The organism is Streptomyces hygroscopicus subsp. hygroscopicus (assembly GCF_030269125.1).
In the GTDB taxonomy this organism is placed as follows: Bacteria; Actinomycetota; Actinomycetes; order Streptomycetales; family Streptomycetaceae; genus Streptomyces; species Streptomyces hygroscopicus_C.
In genome coordinates this window covers 229,029-253,657 of the sequence record NZ_BSSM01000009.1, presented here as the reverse complement: position 1 = coordinate 253,657, position 24,629 = coordinate 229,029, and the positions used below count along the sequence as shown (strand labels likewise).

The following is a 24,629-nucleotide window of genomic DNA, read 5'->3' as shown; positions in this document are numbered from 1 at the left end:
GTCGTCCGCGCACCCGGACGCCCTCCTGTGCGCCGCCGGGCGGCCCGAACGGGTGAGACGGGGCGACCGGCGGGTGCGGGTGGACTCGGCCGGGCCTGGATACTCGGGCCCATGGCACAGAACGATCTCCACGCCCTGCTCCTGACCCAGCGCGTCTGGTCGCCCGAGGTCACGCGGCTGGCGCCGTTCGACCCGCGGACGGCACCGCCGACCCCGCTGCCGCTGTTCACGAGCTGGTTCGCGGAGGCCGTGGCCGCCGGGCAGCCGGAGCCGCACACGATGACGCTGGCCACGGTGGACGAGGAGGGGCGGCCGGACGCCCGGATCGTGCTGCTGCACGGCGCCGACCCCGACGGCTGGTCCTTCGGTACGCACGCCACCAGCCGCAAGGGCCGGGCCCTCGACGCCCACCCGTACGCCGCGCTGACCTTCTACTGGCCGGTGCTCGGCCGCCAGGTGCGGCTGCGCGGGCCGGTCGCGGCGGCGGCCCCCGAGGAGAGCCAGGCCGATCTGCACGCCCGCTCGACCGGCGCGCTCGCGGCGGCCCTGACCGGCCGGCAGAGCGAGGAGCTGGCCTCCACGGACGAGCTGCGCCGCGCCTCGGCGGCGGCGTGGGCCAGGGCCCGCGAGAACCCTGCCCTGCCCGCCCCCACCTGGACCCTCTACCGTCTGCGCCCCGACACCGTCGAGTTCTTCCAGGGCGACGCCGACCGGGCGCATGTCCGGCTGGAGTACCGCAGCACGGAGTTCGGATGGAGCAGGGGGTTGCTGTGGCCGTGAGCGGACGGTGTGGTGGTGCTTCGGTCGGTGCCGCGGCTCATCCCGCGAAGCCCCACACCGTGAAGTCCGCGACGCCCCGGTAGCCGAGCCGCTGGTAGAGGCCGTTGCTCGTGGGGTTGGCCAGGTCGGTGAAGAGGAGGACCTCGGCGGCGCCCGCGTCCCGCGCGGCCCGGCTCACCTCGGCGGTGACCGCGCCCGCGTACCCGCGCCGTCGCAGGCCGGCCGGGGTGTAGACGGGGGCGACGCGCACCTGCCCGGCGATCTCCCGGGTCGCCCCGGCCATGGCGAGCGGCGTGCCGTCGGCGGCCTCCCACAGGGTGATTCCGCCGTAGGAGAGACGGGCGTCGGCCCATGCCCCCGCGTCCCGCCCGGCACCTTCGCCGACGGCGTCCGCGAACTCCTCGAACCAGCGGACCAGCAGCCCGCGGTCGGCGGATGCGGCGACCCTCGGACGGCCTTCCGGCATCGGCGCGGGAGGAGTCAGCTCGTCGAGCCGGTAGAGCCGTTGGCGCGTACGCACCCGCGCCTTCGCGCCGGTCCGCCGCTGCCACGCCCGCGCGAACGCCGCCGCGGATTCCCGCTCGGCGCTCACCTCGGCGGGCCGGCGCCCCAGGTCGGCGAGGCGGTCGGCCAGCGCGGCGGCCTGGGGCGCGGTGACGGGAGTGAGGCAGAGGCCGTGGGGCGGCGTATGGACCAGTGTCGCGACCACCGTGCCGTCGGCCGCCGCCAGGGTGCCGAAGAGCGGCGCCTCACGGCCGTAGTGGTGGAGCCCGCGCCGGCGGAGCGTGTCGGTCACCGTCAGCGGCACGGTGTGCGCCGCCGGGCGGGAGCGCAGGAAGCCGTCGGCGCGGGCGAGGAAGCCGTCGAGGTCGTCGGTGAGCTGCCAGGACTCGGGATGCATGGGCCCATGATCGGCCCGACTCGCCGGTCGGAGCACCGGTTTGCCGCCCACGAACGCCCCTCGCGGCGACGTCCCGCCGACATGGAACGGGTGAAGGCGTCGGCTCCGGGGAGGCCGCGGCGCGGACCGCTGTTCATCGGGCCCATGGAGCCGACGCTACGTCAGATGCATTGACTTCCCGCCCTCTTCACGCACCATCCGGCTACACACCCCGCACATCCGTGATCAATCCGGAACCAATTCCGGTCTTGACCGAGACCCATCAAGCAGGCGGGTGATTACGCTCGCGCTCATGGCCGCGTCCCGTCCCACCCCCACGCACCCGTCCACCCCCGCCGACCACCCGGTGTACGTCATCGGCGCCGGTCCGGGCGGGCTCGCCGCCGCGTACGCGCTGCGGGCGCGCGGCATCCGGGCGGTGGTGCTGGAGAAGGCCGACGCGGTCGGGGCGTCCTGGCGGCGCCACTACGACCGGCTCCATCTGCACACCACCCGGCGGCTGTCCGCGCTGCCCGGCCTGAGGATCCCGCGCGGGTTCGGCCGCTGGGTCTCGCGCGACGACGTGGTGCGCTACCTGGAGAAGTACGCCGAACACCATGGACTGGAGATCGTCACCGGCGTGGAGGTGCACCGCGTCGAGCGCGCCGGGGACGGCACCGGCTGGCTGCTGCGCGCGTCCGGCGGCCGCGAGCTGACCGGCAGCGCGGTGGTCGTCGCCACGGGCTACAACCACACCCCGCGCGTGCCCGACTGGCCGGGGCGGGAGGCGTACGAGGGCGAGCTGCTGCACGCCGGGGCGTACCGCGACGCGGAGCCGTACGCCGGGCGGGACGTGCTGGTCGTCGGGGCCGGGAACACCGGCGCGGAGATAGCCGTGGACCTGGTGGAGGGCGGGGCCGCACGGGTGCGGCTGTCGGTGCGGACCGTGCCGCACATCGTGCGGCGGTCCACCCTCGGCTGGCCCGCGCAGTACTCCGGGGTGCTGGTGCGGCGGCTCCCGGTGCGCTTCGTGGACAGCCTGTCCCGCCGTCAGGCCGGGCTGTCCATGCCCGATCTGTCCGCCCACGGGCTGCCCCGCCCCGACACCGGCCTGTACAGCAGGGTGAGGCAGGGCGCGATCCCGGTGCAGGACGTGGGCCTGATCGACGCCGTGCGCCGCGGGAAGGTGGAGGTCGTGGCGGCGGTGGAGTCCTTCGAGGCCGGCGAGGTGGTCCTGGCGGACGGCTCCCGGATATCGCCGGACGCGGTAATCGCGGCGACGGGGTACACGCGGGGGCTGGACGGGCTGGTGGGGCACCTGGGAGTCCTGGCCCCGGACGGAAAGCCGGTGGTGCGGGGCGGCCGGACGCCGGCCCAGGCGCCCGGCCTGTACTTCACCGGGTACACCAACCCGATCAGCGGGATGCTGCGGGAGCTGGCGCTGGACGCGGGGAGGATCGCGAAGGGGGTGGCGGGGCACCTGGCGCGCCGCCGGTAGCCCGCGGCGCCGGCTCCCCGGCCACCGCGCCGTCCCGGCCGCGGATCGCCGGCGGCCGCGGATCGCCGGCGGCCGCGGATCGCCGGCGGCCGCGGATCGCCGGCGGCCGGGGATCGTCGGCGGCCGGGGATCGTCGGCGGCCGCGGGTTCCGTCGTGGCTGCGGGTTCCGTCGTGGCCGCCCCCGCTCGCCGGTGACCTTCCCTCCCGCCGTCGCCTTCGCGTCCGGCTTCGCGGGGACCGGCGGGGCGGGGGCGGCGGCGGGGCGGCGGCCGGCGGACGCCGTGCGCCGCTCGGGCCTGCGGCTGCTCGCCCGGACACCGGCCTGAACGCCTTCGAACACGTCCGGGACGGCCCCACCGGCCCGCCATCGCGCCGATCACCCGGTCCGGCCACCAGGACCGCACCGTCTTCGCCCTCCGGGAGCCGGGCGTCCGCGTCTCCCACTGGGCCCCGGGCGGCGACGAGGCCGACCCGGAGGCCATCGACCTCGTCTCCATGGTCCGCCGAGCGGCCGGAGGCCGGCGCCATCGCCGCGCACGTGGAGGTCCTCAAGGCCGACCGCGCCGCCCGCCGGGGCGCGGTCGGTGGTCGCGGTGAAGGCGGGCCGCACCGAGGCCGGCGCCCTCGCCCGCACGGCCGCCCCGCACACCGGCAAGCCCACCGGCGCCGACGACGCGGTGGCCGCGGCGGCCGTGTCCACGCGCTCGGAACGGCGACCACCCGGACCGCCGCTGTCCCCTTCCACCAGGGACGCTTCACCCGCCCGGCCTCCAGAGCTCCCGCGGGAGGGGGTTGCTCAGCCGGCGACGGCCGGTGCCGCCGTGCCCGTCCTCCGGATCACCAGGGACATCAGGGCGGCGGCCGCGCACAGCGTTCCCGAGGCGTACCAGACCAGGTCGTAGGAGCCGAAGACGTCGCGGGCGAGGCCGCCGAGGTAGGCGACGAGGGCGGCGCCGACCTGGTGCGAGGCGAGGACCCAGCCGAAGACGATGGCGCTGTCCTCACCGAACTGCTCGCGGCACAGGGCGAGGGTGGGCGGGACGGTGGCGACCCAGTCGAGGCCGTAGAAGACGATGAAGAACAGCATCGGGGGGTGGACCGAGGGGGACAGCAGCATCGGGAGGAAGACGAGGGCGAGACCCCGCAGGGCGTAGTAGAGCGCCAGGAGGCGGCGGGGTTCGAAGCGGTCGGTGAACCAGCCGGAGGCGATGGTGCCGACGACGTCGAACACGCCGATCACCGCGAGCAGCGAGGCCGCGGTCGTCACCGGCATGCCGTGGTCGTGCTCGGCGGGCACGAAGTGGGTCTGCACCAGGCCGTTGGTGGAGGCGCCGCAGATGGCGAAGGTGCCGGCGAGGAGCCAGAAGGTGCCGGTGCGGACGGCGTCCGACAGGACCTTGAGGGTACGGCGGGCGGCACCCGTCGCCGGGGGCGGCTTGGGTATGAACGCCGTCGATCCGTAGGGATTCAGGCCGACGTCCGCCGGGTGGTCGCGCAGCAGGAGCCAGACGAAGGGGACCACCGCGAGCGCCGCCAGCGCGACGGTCACGGCCGCCGGACGCCAGCCGTGGCGTTCGACCATCCAGGACAGCAACGGCAGGAAGACCAGCTGGCCGGAGGCGGACGCGGCGGTCAGGATGCCGCTGACCAGGCCGCGCCGCGAGGTGAACCAGCGGTTGGTGACCGTCGCCGCGAAGGCCAGCGCCATCGCGCCCGTGCCGAGCCCGACCATCAGACCCCAGCACAGCCACAGCTGCCACGCCGCCGTCATCCACACCGTCAGCCCGGAGCCGAGCGAGATCACGGTCAGCGCCACCGCCACCACCCGCCGGATGCCGAACCGGTCCATCAACGCGGCGGCGAACGGCGCGGTCAGGCCGTAGAGCGCGAGGTTGAGGGAGACGGCCGCGCCGATCGTGCCGTGCGACCAGCCGAACTCCTGGTGCAGCGGGTCGATCAGCAGGCCGGGCAGGGAGCGGAAGGCTGCCGCGCCGGTGATCGTGACGAAGGTGACGGCGGCGACGAACCAGGCGCGGTGCACACGCGGGCGCGTCCGGGGTCGCTGATCGGGCGGGGCGGCCCGGTCGAGGGCGGCGGCTGGGTTTGTCTGAGTCACGTCATACAGCGTCCTGATTTCCCCTCCGCGCATCGAGTGGCCCGAAGGACAGCATTCACTAGGATCGGGCCATGAATGTCGCCGAGGAGTTCCGTCCGCACCGGGTCGCCGTCCTCGCCCTCGACGGGCTGCTCCCCTTCGAGCTGGGCATCCCGCACCGCGTCTTCGGCCGTCCCAAGGACGCGCGCGGGCGGCACCTGTACGAGGTCCTCACCTGCTCGGTGCGGCCCCCGGGTCCGGTCGAGACGGACGCCGACTTCTCCGTCCACGTGCCGCACGGCCCCGAGGCGCTGGCCCGCGCCGACACGGTGATCGTCCCGGCGTCGTACGAACTGGGCCCGGTCTTCGAGGAGGGACGGCTGACCGAGGAACTGGCCGCCGCGCTCGCCCTGATCCGGCCCGGCACCCGGCTCGCCTCCATCTGCACGGGGGTGTACGTCCTCGCCGCCGCCGGCCACCTCGACGGCCGCCCGGCGACCACCCACTGGGCCGAGGCCGAGCACTTCCAGCGGATGTTCCCGAGGGTCGAGGTGGACGCGGACGTGCTGTTCATCGACGACGGCGACGTGCTGACCTCGGCGGGCGTGGCCGCCGGGATCGACCTGTGCCTGCACATGGTCCGTCGCGACTTCGGCTCGGCCGTCGCCAACGACGTGGCCCGCCGCATGGTCGTCCCCCCGCACCGCGACGGCGGCCAGGCCCAGTTCATAGAGCGCCCCGTGCCCGACCCCCAGTTCGCCACCACCACCGCCGCGCGCGCCTGGGCGCTGGCCCGGTTGCACGAGCCGATCCAGCTGCGCGACCTGGCCGAGCAGGAGGCCATGTCGGTCCGCACCTTCACCCGGCGCTTCCGCGAGGAGGTCGGCGTCAGCCCCGGGCAGTGGCTCGCCCAGCAACGCGTCGAGCGGGCACGGCAGTTGCTGGAGTCCACCGACCTCTCCATGGACCAGGTGGCGCGGTCGGCGGGTTTCGGCACGGCCCAGTCGATGCGGCAGCACGTGCAGCAGGCGCTGGGGGTGACACCGACGGCCTACCGGCGGACCTTCCGCGCGCTCGCCGTGTCGGGGTGACGCGCGTCGGGAGGCGCGTACGGCCCGCGCCACCCGGACCTCGCTCGTCGGCGCGGTCCCGTCCGTCGCGACCCCGTAGCCGTTGACGACGACGGCTCGTCCCGCCAGGGACTTTTGCCGCCTTGTCAGCTCTTGTGGTCCGGGGGAGGCGCGGACACAAGCCCCGGGGAGGCACCGGATGGCACTGCCGCCGGAGTTCCGTGAGATCGCGAAACGCGTGACCGGCTGGAGGCGTCGGGGTGCCGAGGACGAGACCGGCACGCTCGGCCTGATCACCGACGAGGTCGCGTGCGGGGCGGTCGCCGAGGTCCGCACGGGCCGTCGCGCCCCGGCGCGGCGGCGTGCGGCGACGGCCTGGTGACTCTGGGGCTCCAGGCGGGCACGCACAGGGGCGCGCTGCCCCATGTCCCGTACGGCGGGCGGCACTTCAACGGCCGCCCGGCCGACACCGTGACCGCGCACTCCGGGCCGCGTTCCGCGGGATCGGCAGGACGCGGCCGGCCGTCTCGGGCGGGGTACCGCTGGACGCGGCGCGGGCGCGGGGCGTGGACCAGCCGGCGGGCGGCCACGCGGTCACGCGGTGGCGGCGCCCGGCACGGCAGGGAGATCGGGGATGCCCCAGGGCCGGAACCGGAATCCCGAAAAGTTGTCCACAGCCTGTGGAGAACGCGGACGCCTCGCGTCGCCGCTGTCGGCGGTGCCCGAGCCGTTCGTCGGCGCGACGGGGGACGGTGGCTCCGGTCGTGATCCTGTGATCAACGCGCGCCCGCGGCACGGCGGTTGGCGGCGCGGCCGCTCCCTTCGCCGCTCGCCCGCGCCGCCGCCCGGTGCGACCCGCACTCGGCGAGGACCCACGGCCGCCGCCCGGCCCTCGCCGTCCCCTCGCGGCGAATCCACGCGCACCAGCGTGTTCAGCCGCTCACGGATCGTCAATGCCGGGGCGCCGATCCGGCACACGCGGCCGGTTCACGGCACCCGCGCACGGGGGCACCCCCGGCGCACCGGGACGCCCTGGGCTACACCGCTTCGAAGGCGAGATCCCCGTACGCGGACAGCCCGCCCCCGTACGCCACCGCCGCGCTCCCCTCACCGCGCGCGCCGCCGTCCACCTCGCACCAGATGCTCTTGCCGGCGCCCTCACGGCTCCAGCCCCAGCGGTCGGCGAGGCAGTCCACGAGGGCGAGGCCCCGGCCGCCGGTGGCGTCACCGCCGACGCAGCGCGGCACGGGGGCCCGGGAGCAGGCGTCGGTCACCTCCACGCGCACCGTGGGCGAGGGGGCGGCGGCAGCCCGGGTGCCGGGCAGGGAGAGTCGCAGGACCGCCGGACGGCCGGTGTGCACCACGGCGTTGGTGACCAGCTCGGAGACGAGCAGGACCAGGGTCTCGGCCACCGGCTCGTCGGCCGCTATGCCCAGCCCGTCGAGCCGCGAGCGGGCCCACTCCCTGGCACGCCCCACCTCCGCGGGGTCGGGCCGGATCTCCAGCTGCACTTGAAGCACCTGCACCGCTCACACCATCCGAACCGGCGAGAACACGGCCCCGCGCCACCGCGCCGCCCCGGCCCGAGCCGGGACTGCGGTCACGAGGGCCACGATCGTAGCCATTTCCTGCATGGCCTGGACAACAGCCAGAGCAAGGGTCACGGAACGTGATCTCCTTGCCTCACAGCATGGTTGACGTACAGTCACCCCAACAAGCGCTTCGGGCATATTCCCTCGCGAAGGAGTACGCGTAGGGCATACTGTGCGACGCTCGTGCCGGGGAGTCGAACAGGCGGGGGCTTCCGCCCGGCCCGCCCCGCGAGCAGCGGCGCGCACCGCGTATTCCGGCGCCGCCCCAGAGGCACCGCCGGCACCGCCCGCGTTCGCAGCCACTCGCATCCCACACAAGGTACCGGAGCGCCGCCCGACTCCGGGCCGTGACGAGCCCTCGCGAAGGACACAACCAGGTATCAACGCTCTGTGATTCCGGCACGCCACGATCCGCGACATCTTGGGCCATGGCTTTGGCCGCGGCGCAGGGCAGCACACTCGGGAGACCGGACCGGCGACGATCCCCGCCTCACTCTCCGTCACACCATCGGCCCGGCGCGCCCGCACCCCCGCCCGCTTCGGACGCGGATGGACGTCCGCCTCCCAGGTGAAGCGCATGCCGCCGTACACCTGGAGGCAGTCGCGGGCCCCGCGCTCGGCGGCCCCGTCGGCGGGCAGCCGGGCGACGGCGACGCCGGCCGGGGCCCGGTGACGGCGGCGGCACAGCGGGCGGCCCGGCACGTTCCCGCCCGCACCGGCAGGTCCGCGCACAGGTGCAGGACGGCCCGGAACGACCGGATCGGCCGCGCGAACTGCTCGCGCGTCCGGGCGTGTTGCACCCCCGGTTCCGTCACGCGTACGGCCGCCCCCAGCTGTTCGGCGGGCAGGAGGGCGGCGACGGGGGTGGTGCGGGGACCGGCGGCGGCGCCCGTCACCCGGCACGGGGAGGTCAGCGGGCCGACCGACCGCACCGGCCGCCTCGAGGACGTGATCACCCGCTCGGGCGGGAACATCTCCGCGCGGGAGATCGAGGACCCGCTCCACGGCCGTCCCGCGATCGCGGACACGGCGGTGACCGGCCTGCCGGACGCGGAGCCGGGGGGAACTGGTGTGCGCGGGAGTGGAACAACGCCCCGCGGCGGCCTCGTCGGCCTCGCCCGAGATCGTCCCCCGCCTCCACACCCGGGGCCCGGCCCCGCACAACCCCCGGGGCGCCTGGAGGTGGCCGGGGCGCCGCCGCGGAACGAGACCTTGCGGGAGGTGCTCGGGTACCGGGTGCGGCAGTGGTTCTCGCCGCCCGCCCCGCAGACCGCGCGCCCGGCGGCGTCACATGGCCGCCGCGTCCGCCGTCCCGGGTTCCGGGCTCGTCGCGTCGGATGTGTCGCTGAGGCCGAGGCGCAGGTGTTCGACGTGGTAGATGGCCTGGTCGAGGAGTTCGGCGACGTGGTTGTCGTAGAGGGAGTAGACGACCGAGCGGCCCTTGCGGGTGCCGACGACGAGGCCCAGGTTGCGCAGCAGGCGGAGCTGGTGGGAGCAGGCGGACTGCTCCATGCCGACCTCGGCGGCCAGCTCGGTCGCGGGCAGCGGGCCCTCGCGCAGACGGGCCAGGATGAGCAGCCGCGACGGGGTCGCCAGCGCCTGGAGGGTGTTGGCGACCTTGGCGGCGTTCGCGGCGTCCAGCCGTGCGCGGGGGACGCTTGCGGCTGGCTGTGCGGCTCCGTGACCCATGGGTCCATGCTACGGCACCACACATGAACACATGAATGTCTCTTCATCTGTTCCTGCTACCGTGGTGGGGCAGCCCGTCGTGTCCCCGTCCCAAGAAGGGCCCCTCCGCCATGTCTTCCACGCTCACCCGCCCGGCCGAGGCCGGCGCCGCCCGCGAGGCGGTGGCGCCCCGGCGGCGCACGCGGATCTTCGCGCTGCCCGAGGCACGGTGGGCGGCGGCCGCGCTGGTGCTCTTCCTGGTCGCGCTGCCGCTGTACCTGACCGGAGCGCCCGCGTGGGCGTGGGGGCCGGTGTTCGCGGCCGTCTACGTCACCGGCGGCTGGGAGCCCGGCTGGGCCGGGCTGCGGGCACTGTGGGACAAGACCCTGGACGTGGACCTGCTCATGGTCGTCGCCGCACTCGGCGCGGCCGCGATCGGACAGGTGCTGGACGGGGCGCTGCTGATCGTCATCTTCGCCACCTCCGGCGCCCTGGAGGCGATCGCCACCGCCCGCACCGCGGACTCGGTGCGCGGCCTGCTCGACCTCGCCCCGGCGACCGCGACGCGGCTGGCCGACGCCGGCGGGGAGTCGAGGGTGCCCACCGGACGACTGCGCGTGGGCGACACGATCCTGGTACGGCCGGGTGAGCGGATCGGCGCCGACGGGCGGGTGCTGGACGGGGCGAGCGAGGTCGACCAGGCCACCATCACGGGCGAGCCGCTGCCCGTGGCCAAGGGGGCCGGGGACGAGGTGTTCGCCGGCACCCTGAACGGCACCGGCGCCCTGCGGGTGAAGGTCGAACGGGACCCCGCCGACTCGGTGATCGCCCGGATCGTGGCCATGGTCGAGGAGGCCTCCGAGACCAAGGCGCCGACCCAGCTGTTCATCGAGAAGGTCGAACAGCGCTACTCGCTCGGCATGGTCGCGGCCACGGTGGCGCTGTTCGCGCTGCCGCTGCTGTTCGGGGCCGATCTGCGCACCACGCTGCTGCGCGCGATGACCTTCATGATCGTCGCCTCTCCGTGCGCCGTCGTCCTCGCCACCATGCCCCCGCTGCTGTCGGCCATCGCCAACGCCGGACGGCACGGCGTGCTGGTGAAGTCGGCCGTGGTCATGGAGCGGCTCGGCCAGGTGGACGCGGTGGCGCTGGACAAGACGGGCACGCTGACCGAGGGCACGCCCCGCGTCACCGACGTCCGCCCGCTCCCCGGGTCCGGCCCGGACGAGCGGGAGCTGCTGCGGCTGGCCGCGGCCGCCGAGCACCCGAGCGAGCACCCGCTGGCCCGCGCGATCGTGGACGCGGCCCGCGTCCGGGGCCTGGACCTCCCGCCGGCCGACGACTTCGCCTCCACCCCGGGAGCGGGCGTGAGCGCGCGGGTCGAGGGCCGTACCGTCGCGGTGGGCAGTCCCGCCCGCCTCCTGGACGACCGCACCGTCCACCCGGCCGTCGCCGAGCTGGAGCAGGAGGGCCGTACGGCGGTGCTGGTCACCCTCGACGGCACCCCGGCGGGGGTCCTGGGCATCGCCGACCGGCTGCGCGAGGAGGGCGCCGCCACGGTGGCCGCCCTGACCGCGCTGACCGGCACCGGCGCGGTGCTGGTGACCGGCGACAACTCGCGCGCGGCGGCCCGGCTCGCCGCCGAGGTCGGCATCACCGACGTGCGCGCGGGCCTCCTCCCCCAGGACAAGGTCGCCGTCGTCCAGGAGATGGAACGGTCGGGCCGCAAGGTCCTGGTGGTCGGCGACGGCGTCAACGACGCGCCCGCCCTGGCCGCCGCCCACACCGGCATCGCCATGGGCCGGGCCGGCTCCGACCTCGCCCTGGAGACCGCCGACGCGGTCGTGGTCCGCGACGAACTGGCCGCGATCCCCACGGTCGTACGCCTCTCCCGCCGGGCCCGCCGCCTGGTGGTCCAGAACCTGTGCGTCGCGGCCCTGTTCATCACCGCCCTGGTCCTCTGGGACCTGGTCGGCACCCTCCCCCTCCCCCTCGGCGTCGCCGGCCACGAGGGTTCCACCGTCATCGTCGGCCTCAACGGCCTGCGCCTGCTGGCGGACGGCGCCTGGCAGCGGTCGCGCCCGGACCGGGACCGCTGACGCCAAGCCCCCGGACCCCGCGAGCGCGCCCCGGCCGGGCGCCGTTCACATCCTGCTCAGGGATGCCGTCGCGTACAGCACGTCCCTGATCGCCTCCCTGTCCCCGAGCTGGCCCGCCGCCTCTTCCTCCGGCAGGAGACGCCCCGCGGCCAGATGGCAGAACTCGACCGAGTCCAGGGCGACGTGGGCGACCTCGTGGTCGGTGGAGGGGGTCGCGGCCGGGGAGTCGAGGGGGATCAGCCAGTTGCCGCCGGCGGGGCCCTCGATCTCCAGGCGGAGGGTGCGGCCGGGGGTGCCGGCGGGGGCCAGGTGGCGGGTGGCGCGCGGCGGGGCGGAGAGGCCGGAGCGGCGGCGGGTGGCGAGGGCGCCGGGCAGGAGGCGGACGGCCAGGTCGATCATCCTGTTGAGGTGGCGCGGGGCCGGCGGGTCGTACGGGTAGTCCACCGCGTCCGCGATGTCCTCCGCGTGCACCCAGCAGCCGAAGGCGCGGTCCAGCATCGCGTCGTGCAGCGGGAGGCGGAAGTCACCGTAGGAGACGGTGAGTCCGCCCGTGCCGCCGCCGGTGAAGGACACCATCCGTACCAGGCCGTGGGTCTGCTCCCGCCAGGGGACGCGGACCGCGCTGGTCTGCGGGAAGGGGGTGGACCTCCACAGGGCCTCCGTGCGGGCGGCCGGGCCGGCCGCCCGGTCGGCGTCCGTCGGATCCTCCAGGCCCAGCGCCGTCGCGATCAGGCCGTCCACGGCCAGCAGATGCGCGATGACGCCCGCGACGGTCGTACGACGGCTCGTCCGGACGTCGTCCTCGAACCACCGCAGCCGCACCGGAGCATGCCACTCCGCGTCCCCGAAGTCCTGGAGCAGGGCGTCCAGTCGGGCGGTCTCGGCGTCGTAGGGCGCGGCCCACTCGGGTACCGGGATGCGCGGCGGCCGGCGGTCGAGGCAGGCGTCCAGGACGCGGGTGCGCAGCGCCGGGTCCAGGTCGAGGGTCTCGGGCTGGTGCAGCAGGCCGACCGCCTCGCGCAGCCGGCGGGCCTCGTCGGCGCAGCCGCCGCAGTCGCCCAGGTGGTGCTCCACGGCCGCCGTCTCCGCCGCCGAACACGCGGCCAGCGCCCACGCGCCGAGCAGCGACCTGAGGACGTCGTGCGGCAGGTCGAGCGGCACGGACGGCTCCTCGCCCCGGCCGGCCGGATCGGGCAGCGGGTGCCCGCCGTCCTCCACGGAGGCGCGGGGCATCGGTATCCGCCGCTCGTGGGGCTCTTCGAACTCCACCCGGAACTCCTCGGCGCCGCTCATGCCGCACCGCCGTAGCCCGGAGGCGCCCCGGCGTCGTGCGCGGTGGACAGGAGTTGCAGGCCCAGGCGGAGCCGGCGGCGGGCCTCGTCCTCGGTGACGCCCAGGTCGGCGGCCGTCTGGCGGTAGTCGCGGCGCTGGAAGTAGGCCAGTTCGAGCGCGTGGCGCAGGGGGACCGGCATGGAGTGCACGATGTAGTCGGCGCGCGCGGCCACGGAGGCGCGGCGCACCTTGCTCTCCAGGTCCTCGCCGCTCACCCGTTCCCCGGCGCCGTCCGGCTCCCCGCCCGGCAGCCCGCCGCGGTCCCGTTCCTCCCGGTCGCGCAGGCACTGGACGGCGAGGCGGTGGGTGACGGCGGCGATCCAGGTGCGCAGCGGGCCCTGCTTCGGGTCGTACGTCTCGGGGTGCTCCCAGACGTGCGCGAAGACCTCGCGGGTGACGGTGTCGGCGGCCTTCTCCTCGCCGAGGACGCGGTGGGCCAGGCTGTGCACCAGGGAGGCGAACCGGTCGTACGTCTCGCCCAGCGCGGCCGCCTCGCCACGGGCGAGCCGCTGCTGCATCCTGCGGTCCCAGCGCGGTGGTGCGTCCTTCTTGGCCATGGGGTCCCCTCCCCTCGCCCGGCGGCCGGCCTGCCGGTGTCCGTGCGACCGTTGTCCCGAATGTAGTGGGCACCACCGGGAACGCATGTCTCTTTGCGGCAAAGCACACCCCCGGAGCGCCGCAGGTGATAGTGCCCTCTTCACAGTTTCTCCATACGCGGCACGCGTGTATCTGATCGAAGCAGATCGATAGTGACCGAAACGAGTCTCTAAACGATCATGTGCCGTTTGCCGCATCGAGTTTCGGGGAAACGCGGCTGGGCAGCCGCGCGGAATGAAACGTAGGAACGGCTTCCGGTTCCGGGCGGTTCCGGGAGAACCCGCGAGCGGAGGGGCTGGGCCGTGGCATTCAATGTGACCGGCATCGAAAGAGGCGGGTGGGCCGTGCTCCAGGTACGCGGCGAGCTGGACCTCATGACCTCGCCGGTGCTGCGCCAACACGTGCACGACGTCGTGGCCGAGGGCCACCACAGTCTGGTCGTGGACCTCTCCGACGTCTTCTTCTGCGACTCCAGCGGGGTCGGCGTGCTGATCGCGGCCCGTCGGCTGATCCGTTCCTGCCAGGGCCGACTGCGGCTGATCCTGCCCGACCGGGGCGCCGACGACGGCTCGCACGTCAACCGGGTCCTCGGCGCGCTCGGCGTCCGTCGCCTCTTCGACTGCCACCCGGACCTCGGCTCGGCGACCACCGAGGAGGCGGGCCCCCTCTCGGCCTGAGCCGCGGGCTCCGCGACAAGACCACACTCTTGTCGCGGAATTCCCCCGGTCTTGGCACAACCATCTGTTTTCCGTCACTTCGCCGTCACCCAGGCCGTACGCTCCGTGCGAGTAACGCGAGATCCGCGACGAACGCGCGATCACACCCCCCACGCACACGTAAGGCGGCCCGAACAGACATGGTCAGCACCGAGTACGAGCGCAGGATCGCCGCCCGGTTCGCCACCTTCGACCAGGACGGCAACGGATTCATCGCCCGCGAGGACTTCAACTCGGTGGCCAAGGCGCTGCTCGCCGAGTTCGCCGTGGCCGCCCGCTCCGACAAGGGGCAGGCGCTCTACGCCGGCGCCGAGGCGTTCTGGCAGGGCATGGCCGGGATCGCGGACCGCGACGGCGATCAGCGCATCACCCGCCAGGAGTTCGTGGGCGGCGCGGTCAAGCGGCTGCGCGACAACCCCGAGCGGTTCGCCGAGATCGCCCGCCCCTTCCTGCACGCCGCGCTGGCCGTCGCGGACGCCGACGGGGACGGCCGGATCACCGTCGAGGACACCGCCAGGCTGCTGCGGGTGTGCCAGGTGCCGCAGGAGATCGCCGGGCCCGTCGCCGCCGCCCTGGACGCCGACGGAGACGGGGCGATCGACGAGCGGGACGTCGTACCGGCGTTCGCGCGCTACTTCACCATCGCCGAGCAGTGAGCCGACGAGCGGCCCGGTGAAGGATCAGGCGAAGACCACCGTACGCCGCCCGTTCAGCAGGATCCGGCGCTCCGCGTGCCACTTCACCGCGCGCGCGAGCGCCTGGCACTCCACGTCCCGGCCGATCGCCACCAGCTGGTCCGGGGTCACGCCGTGCCCGACCCGCTCGACCTCCTGCTCGATGATCGGCCCCTCGTCGAGGTCGGCCGTCACGTAGTGCGCCGTGGCGCCGATCAGCTTCACGCCCCGGGCGTGCGCCTGGTGGTACGGCTTGGCGCCCTTGAAGCTCGGCAGGAAGGAGTGGTGGATGTTGATGATCCGGCCGCTGAGCCGCTTGCACAGGTCGTCCGAGAGGACCTGCATGTAGCGGGCGAGCACGACCAGCTCGACCCGCTCCTCGCGGACGATGTCGAGCAGCCGGTCCTCGCCCTCCGCCTTGGTGTCCTTGGTGACCGGGATGTGGTGGAACGGGATGTTGTAGGAGCCGACCAGCTCCTCGAAGTCCGTGTGGTTGGAGACCACGCCGACGATCTCCACCGGCAGCGCGCCGATCCGGGCCCGGAACAGCAGGTCGTTCAGGCAGTGCCCGAACTTGCTGACCATCAGCAGGATGCGCATCTTCGCGTCGGCCCGGTGGATCTGCCAGTCCATGCGGAAGGAGTCACCGATCGCGGCGAAGCTCGCGCGCAGCTTGTCCACGGTGACCGGCTCCTCGGCCGTGAAGTGGACGCGCATGAAGAACAGGCCCGTGTCGCGGTCGCCGAACTGCTGGCTGTCCTCGATGTTGCAGCCGGTCATGAACAGGTAGCTGGACACGGCGTGCACGATCCCCTTCTTGTCCGGGCAGGACAGGGTGAGGACGTACTGGTCGGCCGGGGCGGCGGCGGGCGCGGACTGCTCGTTCATGCAACTCAGGGTCCCACACGGAGCCCCGCGCGCCGGACCGGCGTCCGCTACGCGGACCGGGTCAGGATCCGCAGCACCTCCAGGCTCTTCGGCGGCGCGTCCGCGTCCTCCCCGTCGCTCGCCGCCATCCGCACATGCGCGTCGCGCGCCGCGCGCACGGCCTCCGGCCAGCCCGGATGGTCGACGTAGGCGGAGACCGGTGCGTCCGGACCGACCTGGTGCATGATCCGCAGCACCCGCAGCACCGCGGTGTCGACGAGCGCCGCCTCCTGCGAGTCGCGGAATATGGTGCCGACGTACTTCTCCGCGGACCAGTTGTCCAGCCAGGTGTCCTCCACCAGCCGGTACACGGCGTCGGTGACGTCGCCGTACCCGTCGACACCGGCCAGCCAGACGTCCCGCTGGAAGACGGGGTCCGAGAGCATGTGCAGTGCCGAACGCACGTGTGTGCGCCAGCGCCACCACGGCATGTCGTTCAGAGGCATGCCGCCCATGGTGGAGGAGCGACGGCCGCGACGGGAAGAGTTCTCCGAACCTTGCACGGTCACCGATCGTACGTTCATCGGTCCGGAAGTCGCGCCGGCCCCCGCAATTCACCCGGGGATCACCTTCTGTTGACCGTGGATCACTCGCGGGTTAGCGGTGTGAGGGAATCGTGGGGGTCCATGACCGGCAGGCCACGCACCCTGAGCACGTCCCCCCTTCCCTCCGCCTCCTCCCGCCCCGGCAGGGCAGCCGCCCTGTCCCTGGGTGCGGTGGCCCTGTGCGCTTCGCTCACCGCCGGATGCGGGGTCCTCCCCTCCGTCACGGGCGCGGCGGACCCCGTCAGGGTCATGACCTGGGCGCCGCAGGACACCGGCGCCACCAACAAGCCGGGCATGCCCGCGATGGCCCTCGCGTACGCCAAGTGGATCAATTCCCAGGGCGGCATCGGCGGCCGCAAGCTCCAGGTCCTGACCTGCAACGACCACAACAACAGCGTGGGTGCCGCCAAGTGCGCCCGGCGAGCGGCGGCCGAGGACGTGGTCGCCGTCGTCGGCTCCTACAGCCAGTTCGGCGACTCCTTCCTCGCCCCACTGGAGAGCGCCGGCATCCCGTACATCGGGGGCTACGGCGTCACCACCGACGAGTTCACCGGGATGATGTCGTACCCGGTCAACGGCGGACAGCCCGCGCTGCTCGCCGGTCTCGGCCGCGCGCTCGCGGCCGGCTGCGGTCCGGTCTCCCTGGTCCGCCCCGACAGCATCGCGGGCGACGAGCTGCCCGCCATGCTCGACTCCGGCCTGAAGGCGGGCGGGCACCCGAAGGCGCAGGACCAGCTCGCCGCGGAGGACCTCACCGAGTACGGCACCCCGTCCGACAAGGCGCTGCGGTACGCGGCCGGTGACGCGCTGAAGAAGGGGTGCGTGGTGCCCGCGCTGGGCGACCGCACCGACACCTTCATGGACTCCTTCCGGCGCGAACGCGCGGACTACCCGGCGGTACGGGTGGGCACCGTGCTCGGCAACGTCGACCAGACGATGATCAACGCGACGGGCGGTTCGTCGGGGCCGTACGAGGGGGCGTACGTCACCGGCTGGTACCCGCCCGCGACCGACGCCCGCTGGAAGCAGATGAGGCAGGTCATCACCAAGGAGGCCTTCGGCGACAACCGCATCGACCCCGCGGACGCCGGGGTGCAGACCACCTGGATCGCGTACACCGTGCTGAAGGCCGCGCTGGAGAGGATCGGCGACGGCGAGGTGACCGCCGACTCCGTGCGCAAGACGCTGGACGGCGGTCTGGAGGTCTCCACCGGGGGGCTCACCCCCACCCTGCGCTGGCCCTACGAGGGCAAGCTGGCCTCGGTCGGCTTCCCGCGGATGGTGAACGCCGACGTCACCCTCCAGGTGGTGCGGGACGGCGAGCTGGTCGCGGCCCGCAGGGGCATCGGCGGCATCGACGGCACCACCGACATGACCGGGACCCTGGAGAACGCGGACGTGCAGTGAGTCCTCGCCCGCGTCTCCGGCGGCCCCGAAGCGGCTGTCAGAGCTGGGTGGGCTGGCGCTGGGTCAGGCCGTACTTCGAGGCGATGGCGTTCCACAGCGCCGCCGCCTTCACCTTCTGCTGGCTCGCGGTGCCGCTCTCGCGGTTGCCGGCCTGCGCCTCGTTGGTGATCTTGGCGTGGCCCTTGCGGCAGGTCTTCTTGCCGCCGCCCTTGATCTGGTCGGCCCAGGCCGCGTAGTGGCTGTCGGCCGCGGCCGAGGCCTGCCACGCCTTGGTCAGGGCGGCCGTCAGGGCCGCGTTGTCCGGCAGCTTGTCCACGCTGAGCTTGCCGAGCCGGGTGACCAGCTGGCCGCGCTGCCCGGCCGCGTCGCGCAGGCTGGTGGCGGCACCGTCGAGATTCGCGCACTGCTTGACGTCGGCAACCGACTTGATCACCGAGGCGCGGCTGCTGCCGCTGTCGGCGAGCAGCTTGTCCAGCTCGACCGCCTGCGCGCGCGCCGGATCGGCGGCGGGCCCGGAGGTCTGCGGGGCCGCGGAGGTGGCGGCCACCGTCTTGTTGTCGTCGGTGCCGCCGGAGCCACCGCCGCCGCTGAGGAGCGCGCCCGCGCCGACGCCGACCACGACGATGCCGACGCCGATGGCCGCGATCATGGGCACCTTCGACGGGCGGCGCCGCGGCCGCTCGTCCTGCCCGTCGTCGTAGCGCGTGTAGGGCGACGGCGACGGCGGCTGCGGGGCCGCGGCGCCGTACGGCGGCTGGTGGGGGCCCGGCTGCTCGACGCGCGGGAGCTGCTGGGTCGAGCCGGCCGGGGCGTCGGGGGCCGGGCCGCCCCGGAAGAGGTTGTCGAACTCGGCGGGCGGCTGCCGGTCCCCGCCCTGCCCCTGCGCCGGGCCCTGGGCCTGGTACGGCGGGATGTACTGGGTGGCCTCGGCGTCGGGCGACGCGGGCGGGGCCGGGGTCCGCTGGTTGACCCCCAGGTAGTGGGTCTGCTCGCCGGCCGACTCGGGCGGCAGCGACCCGACGGTCACCGGAGGTATGTACTGCGTGGCGCCCTCGTCGGCGGGGGCGGCGGGCACCGGCGGCAGGTACTGGGTGGCGTTGTCCGCGGCCATGGGCAGCGGGGCGGGCTGCCCGGGGACCGGGTACTGCGGCTGCTGAGGCTGGTGCGCCTGGTGCTGAGGCTGCTGGTGCGGCTGGTGGCCCTGCTGCTGGTACGGGTCCTGCGTCCCGTATCCCGGCTGCCCGCCGGCGTACTGCTGCTGACCGCCGTACGACGGGGCCGGGGCGCCCTCCGGGGGCAGCGGACCCGCGCCGGACGGGGGCTGGGCACCCGGGGCGCCGTGGCCGCCCCACTGCTGGGCGGCCGCCGGAGGCCAGCCCTGGGCCTGCGCTCCCGCCTGGGGCGCCTGCTGCTCGGGCCCCCAGGAGCCGCCCCACGCCTGTCCGCCGGCCGGTGTGGCGTGCGTGCCCGGCAGCAGGGGCTCTCCTCCGTCGGAGGGCAGCACGATGCCTTCGCGCGCGGGCTGCGCCGAGAGCTCCTCGCCCTGTCCACTCTGCGTCACCGGGACTCCTACCAATGGGGGACCTTGTGAATCGTCGGGTCACGCTACCGGGTCCCCGGAGCCGGTGGCCACGCACCTCGGTCCCCCGCCTCCCCGCTGTGACAGCAGTAACAGAACGGCCCCGCGCGACGCTGTACATGGGACCCGCCGTGCGCACGGGTGGTGTTCGCCACATGTTCACGTGGGCGCGGGGCCGGTGTTCACGCGGCCTGCTGGAGGTCGAGGCGGGCCCCGAACTCCCGCACGACCGCCTCGTCCCGGAAGGGTTCGAGCCGTTGCTGGAGGTCGTCGAGATACTCCGCGCCCCGGTTGGAACGCAGCGTCTCCAGCAGTTCCACCGCCTTCATGCCGGTCGCGCAGGCCTGTTCGACCTCGCGCTGCTGCACCTGGGCGGTGGCGAGCAGCACATAGCCGATCGCGCGCCTGCGGGCCCGGGACTCGGGATGCCCCGCGAGGGACTGCTCGGCGTAGCGCGCGGACTGCTCGGGCTGTCCGAGGTCGCGGTGGCAGTGCGCCAACTCGTCGGCCAGGTAGGCCGCGTCGAAGTGCCGGATCCACACCGGGTCGTCGCCGAAGTCGTCGTCGCACCGCTCCATCGCGGAGATCGCCCGCGCGGTCGCGGAGCCCGCCGCGCGCGCGTCGCCGAGCAGCGCGTGCCCGCGCGCCTCGGCCGCGTGGAACATCGCCTCCACCCGGGGGGTCGCATGCCCGCGTGCGCCCTCCTGCGCCGCGCGCGCCAACTGGGCGATCTCGCGCGGGTTCCCGAGCTGTGCGGCGAGGTGGCTCATGGACGCGGCGAGGACATAGCCGCCGTAGCCGCGGTCCCCGGCGGCCTGCGCCAGGCGCAGCGACTGGATGTAGTACCGCTGGGCCAGGCCGGGTTGGCCGGTGTCCACGGCCATGTATCCGGCGAGTTCCGTCAACCGGGCGACGGCGGCGAAGAGTTCGCGTCCGGTCGACTCACGGTACGAGCCCGCGAGGAGCCCGGAGACGACGCTGTTGAGGTAGTGCACGAGCACGGGGCGCACATGCCCGCTGCCGTACTGGTGGTCGAGTTCGGTGAGGGCCTGGGTCATGGACCGCACGGCGGCCACGTCGGACTGCCCGACGCGCGGGCCCGCCTGCCGGGCCACCTGGGCGTCGGGCGCGGAGATCAGCCAGTCGCGGCTGGGCTCCACCAGCGCGGACGAGGCGACCGAGGAGCCGGAGAGGAAGTCCCGCCGGCCCACGTCGCTGCGCCACAGCTCGCAGACCTGCTCGATGGCCCCCAGCACCGTCGGCGAGAACTGGAGGCCGACGCCGGAGGCGAGGTTCTTGCCGTTGGCCATGCCGATCTCGTCGATCGTGACCGTACGGCCCAGCTTGCGGCCGAGCGCCTCCGCGATGATCGCCGGCGCCCGGCCCCGGGGCTGCTGGCCGCGCAGCCAGCGGGCCACGGACGTCTTGTCGTAGCGCAGGTCGAGGCCGTGCTCGGCGCCGCACATGTTGACCCGCCGGGCCAGTCCGGCGTTGGAGCACCCCGCTTCCTGGATGAGTGCCTGCAGCCTTTCGTTCGGCTGCCTCGCGACGAGAGGCCTTGCGGCCATGTGCTACCCCCTGGGAACCCCTGGAGCATGATCTTTCGGGAAGATCACTGCCCAGCTGACATACCGTCAATGCGCGACATGTGCGGTTTGCCGGGTACCGGCTGATGCCAACCCCACTCCTGGCTACCCACATCGCACCCCTCCCCCTACCGCGCGCCCCCGCGGGTGCACCCATGCGCCCCGGGCGGGGAGGCGATGCTCCCGCCCCGGCCGGGCAGGGGCCGTAACTCCAGGTGGGCGCGGGAGTTGAGTGGGGCGTGGAAGAGACGATCGCGGCCGCCGAAGACAGTCAGATTGCCGGGCAGATTCCGCAGCAACGCGGGGATTCGCCACAGGAAACCGCCGTGCGCTACGCGGAGGAGCGGCACTGGGACGTGTTCCCGGGCACCTGGCTGGAACCCCTCGACGGCATGCCGCGCTGCTCGTGCGGCGTCGCGTCCTGTCCTGCGCCGGGTGCGCACCCCGCGCGCCCCGACTGGGCGAACCAGGCGACGGGGAGCGCGGCGGTGGTACGGCGGCTGTGGCAGAAGCAGCCGACGGCGTCGGTGCTGTTGCCGACGGGGCGCACGTTCGACGCGCTGTCCGTCCCGGAGAGCGCGGGGTTCCTGGCGCTGGCCCGCCTGGAGCGGATGTCGCTCACGCTCGGGCCGGTCTCCCTCTCCCCCGACCGTCGGATGCAGTTCTTCGTGCTGCCGGGAGGCGCGGCGAAGGCGCCCGAACTGGTGCGGAAGTCCGGGTGGGTGCCGGGGTCGCTCGATCTGGTCGCCCTGGGCGAGGGGGCGTACGTGGCGGCGCCGCCCACGCGGTTCGGCGCGCGGGGGGCGGTGCAGTGGGCGCGGCGGCCGACGCCGGCGAACCGCTGGCTGCCGGATGTGGAGGAGTTGATCGCGGCGCTCGCGTACGCCTGCGGCAGGGACCGCTAGCGGCCTCGCCCGCGGGGTCGTCGTGTGTCGGCGGGCGCGGGCGGGCCGTGGCCGCCCGCGCGGTTCCCCCGGCCCCCGCCAGGCCGGCACGGTCGCCGTAGGCTGCACGGCATGACCAACGCCGCAGTGTGCATACGGGGGCTCTGGAAGCGGTTCGGGGAGCAGGTGGCTGTCGGGGGGATCGAGCTGGAGCTGCCCGCGGGGAAGTTCGTCGGGCTGGTGGGGCCGAACGGGGCCGGGAAGACCACGACCCTCTCCATGGTGACGGGGCTGCTGCGGCCGGACGCGGGCAGTGTGGAGGTCGTCGGGCACGACGTGTGGCGGGACCCGGTGGCCGTGAAGGCGCGGATCGGGGTGCTGCCCGAGGGGCTGCGGCTGTTCGAGCGGCTGTCCGGGCGCGAACTCCTCGGCTACACCGGGCGGTTGCGCGGGCTGCCCGGCGCCGAGGTGGACAAGCGGGCCACCCAGCTCCTGGACGTGCTCGGCCTGGCCGGCTCCCAGCACAAGCTGGTCGTCGACTACTCGACCGGCATGCGCAAGAAGATCGGCCTCGCGGCGGCCCTGCTGCACAACCCCGACGTGCTCTTCCTCGACGAGCCCTTCGAGGGGGTCGACCCGGTGTCCGCGCAGACCATCCGGGGCGTCCTGGAGCGGTACACCGCCTCCGGCGCCACCGTCGTCTTCTCCTCCCACGTCATGGAGCTGGTCGAGTCGCTGTGCGACTGGGTCGCCGTGATGGCCGCCGGCCGCATCCGCGCCGCCGGACCGCTCGCCGAGGTGCGCGGCGGACACCCCACCTTGCAGGACGCGTTCCTGGAGCTGGTCGGCGCGAACGGCCGCGACGCCGGCTCCGACCTCGACTGGCTGGGCGGCGGGGCGGCCCGATGACGCACCTGACCGGCACCGTCGTACGCCTGAAGCTGTCCCTGCTGCGGGGTGGGCTGCGGCAGTCGCGGGGGCGGCGGGACGCGTTCGTCGTCTCCACCGTCCTCGCACTGCTGTTCGCGCTCGCGCAGCTGCCGGGCATGATCCTGCTCAGCCGGCGGCCCGACGGCGAGGTCGTCTCCGTGACCGCGGCGGCCGTGCTCGCGCTGGGCTGGGCCTTCCTCCCGCTGTTCTTCCCGACCGGCGACGAGACGCTGGACCCGACCCGCCTGGTGATGCTGCCGCTGCGCCCGGTGCCGCTGATGCGCGCCCTGCTCGTGGCCTCCCTGGTCGGCGTCGGTCCCCTGGTCACCCTGCTGCTGCTGATCGGCTGTGTGCTGGTGCCGGCACGGGGCGCGGCGGGCTGGACCACCGCGGTGATCGCGGTGGTCCTCGCGCTGCTGGTGTGCGTGGCGCTCGCGCGGGCCGTGGCCGCCGCCAACGTACGGCTGCTCACCAGCCGCAGGGGCCGCGACCTGGCCGTGCTCAGCGGGCTGGTGATCGCCGTCGGCACACAGCTGGCCAACTTCGGCGCGCGGCGCCTGGGTTCGGGCGGGCTCGGGCAGCTGCGCCCGGTCGCGGACGTGCTGTCCTGGATCCCGCCGGCGTCCGCGGTGGCGGCCGTGCGCACGGCGAGCGAGGGGTCGTACGGCATCGCGCTGGCCCAACTCGCTCTGACCGCAGCCGCGTTGGTGGCACTGGTCGTCGCGTGGGCGCGGAGCATGACCAGGCTGATGACCGCGCCGGACGGGTCCACCCTCCGGCCCGCCGACGCCGGGCGCGCGGAACGCCGGGGCACCGGCGGGCTCGCGCGGCTGCTGCCCGCCGGGCGCACGGGCGCGGTGATGGAGCGCTCGCTGCGCTACATCTGGCGCGACCCGAAGACGAAGGCGGCCTGGGTGACCTCGCTGGCGATCGGGCTGATCATCCCGGTGTTCTACGCGCTCCAGCACACCGGCTCGGTCTACTTCGCGTGCTTCGCCGCCGGGATGCTCGGCCTGCAGATGTACAACCAGTTCGGGCAGGACACCTCCGCCTTCTGGATGGTGGCCCTGACCATCTCCTCGCCCCGGGACGCGTACGAGGAACTGCGCGGCCGGGCCCTCGCCCTGCTGTTGGTCACCCTCCCCCACACGGCCCTCGTCGCGGTGGTGACCGTCGCGCTGCTGGACGCCTGGCCCAAGCTCCCGCGGGTGCTGGGGCTGGCCCTGGCGATGCTCGGGGCGATGCTGGCGGCCGGGGCGTGGGCCTCGGCGCGGTTCCCGTACTCGATCCCGCAGGAGGGACTGAAGAACGTCGTTCCCGGGCAGGCGGGCCTCGCCTGGATCGGCGTCTTCGGCGGCATGCTCACCGCCACCGTCCTGTGCGCCCCCTTCATCGCCCTCAGCGTCTGGCTGGCCCACGGCACGGCGGGCGTCGGGTGGACGTGGCTGCTGCTGCCCGTCGGCGCGGTGTACGGCGCCGGGATCGCGCTGCTGGGGCTGCGCCTCGCGGCCCCGCGGGCGGCGGCGCGGCTGCCGGAGATCCTGGCGGCGGTCAGCAAGGGGTGAGCGCCCGGCGCTCGCAACGGCCCGCTTCGGCCGGGCTTCATGGGGACAGGAGTTCGAAAATACTGCCCCTGCGGGCAACACCCCTCATTCGAGTGACACCCCGCCAGGAATGATCGCCGCCTCCGAGGGGATCTTTCTGGCGGGAGGCGGACCGCTCGGGGAAAAACGGTCCGAGGGGGACTGACCCTGAGAGCTCGGGGCTCC

At 74.3% G+C, this 24,629-nt stretch carries 20 protein-coding genes and 2 pseudogenes; 12 read left to right on the top strand and 10 right to left on the bottom strand.

The window, feature by feature from the left end; all coding sequences use genetic code 11:
• The first annotated feature begins 111 nt into the window (after positions 1-111).
• Positions 112-780 (top strand): pyridoxine/pyridoxamine 5'-phosphate oxidase, encoded by a 669-nt coding sequence (locus tag QSK45_RS21540; protein ID WP_285559316.1) that lies wholly within the window; start codon positions 112-114, stop codon positions 778-780.
• A 37-nt stretch (positions 781-817) separates the two neighbouring features.
• On the opposite strand, the gene QSK45_RS21535 is transcribed toward QSK45_RS21540, so the two are convergent.
• Entirely contained in the window at positions 818-1,681 is an 864-nt protein-coding gene (locus tag QSK45_RS21535) for a GNAT family N-acetyltransferase (RefSeq protein ID WP_285559314.1), read from the bottom strand.
• Positions 1,682-1,973: 292 nt separating this feature from the next.
• On the opposite strand from QSK45_RS21535, the gene QSK45_RS21530 reads away from it, so the two are divergent.
• Both QSK45_RS21530 and QSK45_RS21525 read left to right on the top strand, forming a co-directional pair.
• Complete coding sequence (locus QSK45_RS21530) at positions 1,974-3,158, top strand: flavin-containing monooxygenase (protein ID WP_285559312.1); 1,185 nt, start codon at positions 1,974-1,976, stop codon at positions 3,156-3,158.
• Between the two features lie 207 nt (positions 3,159-3,365).
• Positions 3,366-3,848, top strand: a pseudogene (locus QSK45_RS21525) (acetate--CoA ligase family protein); the annotation flags it as partial.
• Positions 3,849-3,955: 107 nt separating this feature from the next.
• On the opposite strand, the gene QSK45_RS21520 reads toward QSK45_RS21525, so the two are convergent.
• The gene (locus QSK45_RS21520; RefSeq protein ID WP_285559311.1) at positions 3,956-5,275 is read right to left on the bottom strand and encodes an MFS transporter; all 1,320 of its coding nucleotides are present in this window, start codon (positions 5,273-5,275) and stop codon (positions 3,956-3,958) included.
• A gap of 71 nt (positions 5,276-5,346) precedes the next feature.
• Between QSK45_RS21520 and QSK45_RS21515 the strand changes: the two genes are divergently transcribed.
• Together QSK45_RS21515 and QSK45_RS21510 are read left to right on the top strand one after the other, a co-directional pair.
• Positions 5,347-6,345: a GlxA family transcriptional regulator gene (locus tag QSK45_RS21515; protein WP_285559310.1), complete on the top strand. Its 999-nt coding sequence runs from the start codon at positions 5,347-5,349 to the stop codon at positions 6,343-6,345.
• 178 nt (positions 6,346-6,523) lie between these two features.
• Positions 6,524-7,100: pseudogene (locus QSK45_RS21510) on the top strand (hypothetical protein).
• 261 nt (positions 7,101-7,361) lie between these two features.
• Here the strand turns inward: QSK45_RS21510 and QSK45_RS21505 are convergent.
• Together QSK45_RS21505 and QSK45_RS21495 are read right to left on the bottom strand one after the other, a co-directional pair.
• Entirely contained in the window at positions 7,362-7,835 is a 474-nt protein-coding gene (locus tag QSK45_RS21505) for an ATP-binding protein (protein WP_285559433.1), read from the bottom strand.
• Positions 7,836-9,203: 1,368 nt separating this feature from the next.
• Entirely contained in the window at positions 9,204-9,605 is a 402-nt protein-coding gene (locus QSK45_RS21495) for an ArsR/SmtB family transcription factor (RefSeq protein WP_285559290.1), read from the bottom strand.
• A 110-nt stretch (positions 9,606-9,715) separates the two neighbouring features.
• On the opposite strand from QSK45_RS21495, the gene QSK45_RS21490 reads away from it, so the two are divergent.
• Positions 9,716-11,683 carry a heavy metal translocating P-type ATPase gene (locus tag QSK45_RS21490; RefSeq protein WP_285559289.1) on the top strand — a complete coding sequence of 656 codons (1,968 nt, stop codon included), beginning with the start codon at positions 9,716-9,718 and terminating at the stop codon, positions 11,681-11,683.
• Positions 11,684-11,728: 45 nt separating this feature from the next.
• On the opposite strand, the gene QSK45_RS21485 is transcribed toward QSK45_RS21490, so the two are convergent.
• Positions 11,729-12,976 (bottom strand): maleylpyruvate isomerase mycothiol-dependent enzyme family protein, encoded by a 1,248-nt coding sequence (locus QSK45_RS21485; protein WP_285559287.1) that lies wholly within the window; start codon positions 12,974-12,976, stop codon positions 11,729-11,731.
• A complete protein-coding gene (locus QSK45_RS21480) occupies positions 12,973-13,572 on the bottom strand; it encodes a sigma-70 family RNA polymerase sigma factor (protein WP_285559285.1) in 600 nt (199 codons plus the stop codon). Before QSK45_RS21480 ends, QSK45_RS21485 begins: the two co-directional genes overlap by 4 nt.
• Before the next feature lie 342 nt (positions 13,573-13,914).
• Here QSK45_RS21480 and QSK45_RS21475 point away from each other — a divergent pair, with 342 nt between their 5' ends.
• Together QSK45_RS21475 and QSK45_RS21470 are read left to right on the top strand one after the other, a co-directional pair.
• Complete coding sequence (locus tag QSK45_RS21475; protein WP_285559284.1) at positions 13,915-14,289, top strand: STAS domain-containing protein; 375 nt, start codon at positions 13,915-13,917, stop codon at positions 14,287-14,289.
• 179 nt (positions 14,290-14,468) lie between these two features.
• Entirely contained in the window at positions 14,469-14,984 is a 516-nt protein-coding gene (locus QSK45_RS21470; protein WP_285559282.1) for an EF-hand domain-containing protein, read from the top strand.
• 24 nt (positions 14,985-15,008) lie between these two features.
• Here QSK45_RS21470 and purU read toward each other — a convergent pair whose 3' ends face one another.
• Complete coding sequence (purU, locus tag QSK45_RS21465) at positions 15,009-15,890, bottom strand: formyltetrahydrofolate deformylase (protein ID WP_285559280.1); 882 nt, start codon at positions 15,888-15,890, stop codon at positions 15,009-15,011.
• Positions 15,891-15,937: 47 nt separating this feature from the next.
• Positions 15,938-16,438 carry an SCO4402 family protein gene (locus QSK45_RS21460; RefSeq protein WP_285559277.1) on the bottom strand — a complete coding sequence of 167 codons (501 nt, stop codon included), beginning with the start codon at positions 16,436-16,438 and terminating at the stop codon, positions 15,938-15,940.
• 117 nt (positions 16,439-16,555) lie between these two features.
• Here QSK45_RS21460 and QSK45_RS21455 point away from each other — a divergent pair, with 117 nt between their 5' ends.
• A complete protein-coding gene (locus tag QSK45_RS21455; RefSeq protein WP_285559275.1) occupies positions 16,556-17,881 on the top strand; it encodes an ABC transporter substrate-binding protein in 1,326 nt (441 codons plus the stop codon).
• 37 nt (positions 17,882-17,918) lie between these two features.
• Here QSK45_RS21455 and QSK45_RS21450 read toward each other — a convergent pair whose 3' ends face one another.
• A complete protein-coding gene (locus tag QSK45_RS21450; protein ID WP_285559274.1) occupies positions 17,919-19,442 on the bottom strand; it encodes a hypothetical protein in 1,524 nt (507 codons plus the stop codon).
• Between the two features lie 200 nt (positions 19,443-19,642).
• Positions 19,643-21,028, bottom strand: coding sequence for an NsdA family TPR-like regulatory protein (locus QSK45_RS21445; protein WP_285559271.1), 1,386 nt, complete (start codon positions 21,026-21,028; stop codon positions 19,643-19,645).
• A gap of 257 nt (positions 21,029-21,285) precedes the next feature.
• On the opposite strand from QSK45_RS21445, the gene QSK45_RS21440 reads away from it, so the two are divergent.
• From QSK45_RS21440 to QSK45_RS21430, 3 genes are all read left to right on the top strand, one after another.
• Entirely contained in the window at positions 21,286-21,951 is a 666-nt protein-coding gene (locus tag QSK45_RS21440) for a bifunctional DNA primase/polymerase (protein ID WP_285559270.1), read from the top strand.
• Positions 21,952-22,062: 111 nt separating this feature from the next.
• Entirely contained in the window at positions 22,063-22,839 is a 777-nt protein-coding gene (locus QSK45_RS21435; protein WP_285559268.1) for an ABC transporter ATP-binding protein, read from the top strand.
• Positions 22,836-24,425, top strand: coding sequence for a transporter (locus QSK45_RS21430; RefSeq protein ID WP_285559266.1), 1,590 nt, complete (start codon positions 22,836-22,838; stop codon positions 24,423-24,425). Before QSK45_RS21435 ends, QSK45_RS21430 begins: the two co-directional genes overlap by 4 nt.
• The last annotated feature ends 204 nt before the right edge of the window (positions 24,426-24,629 follow it).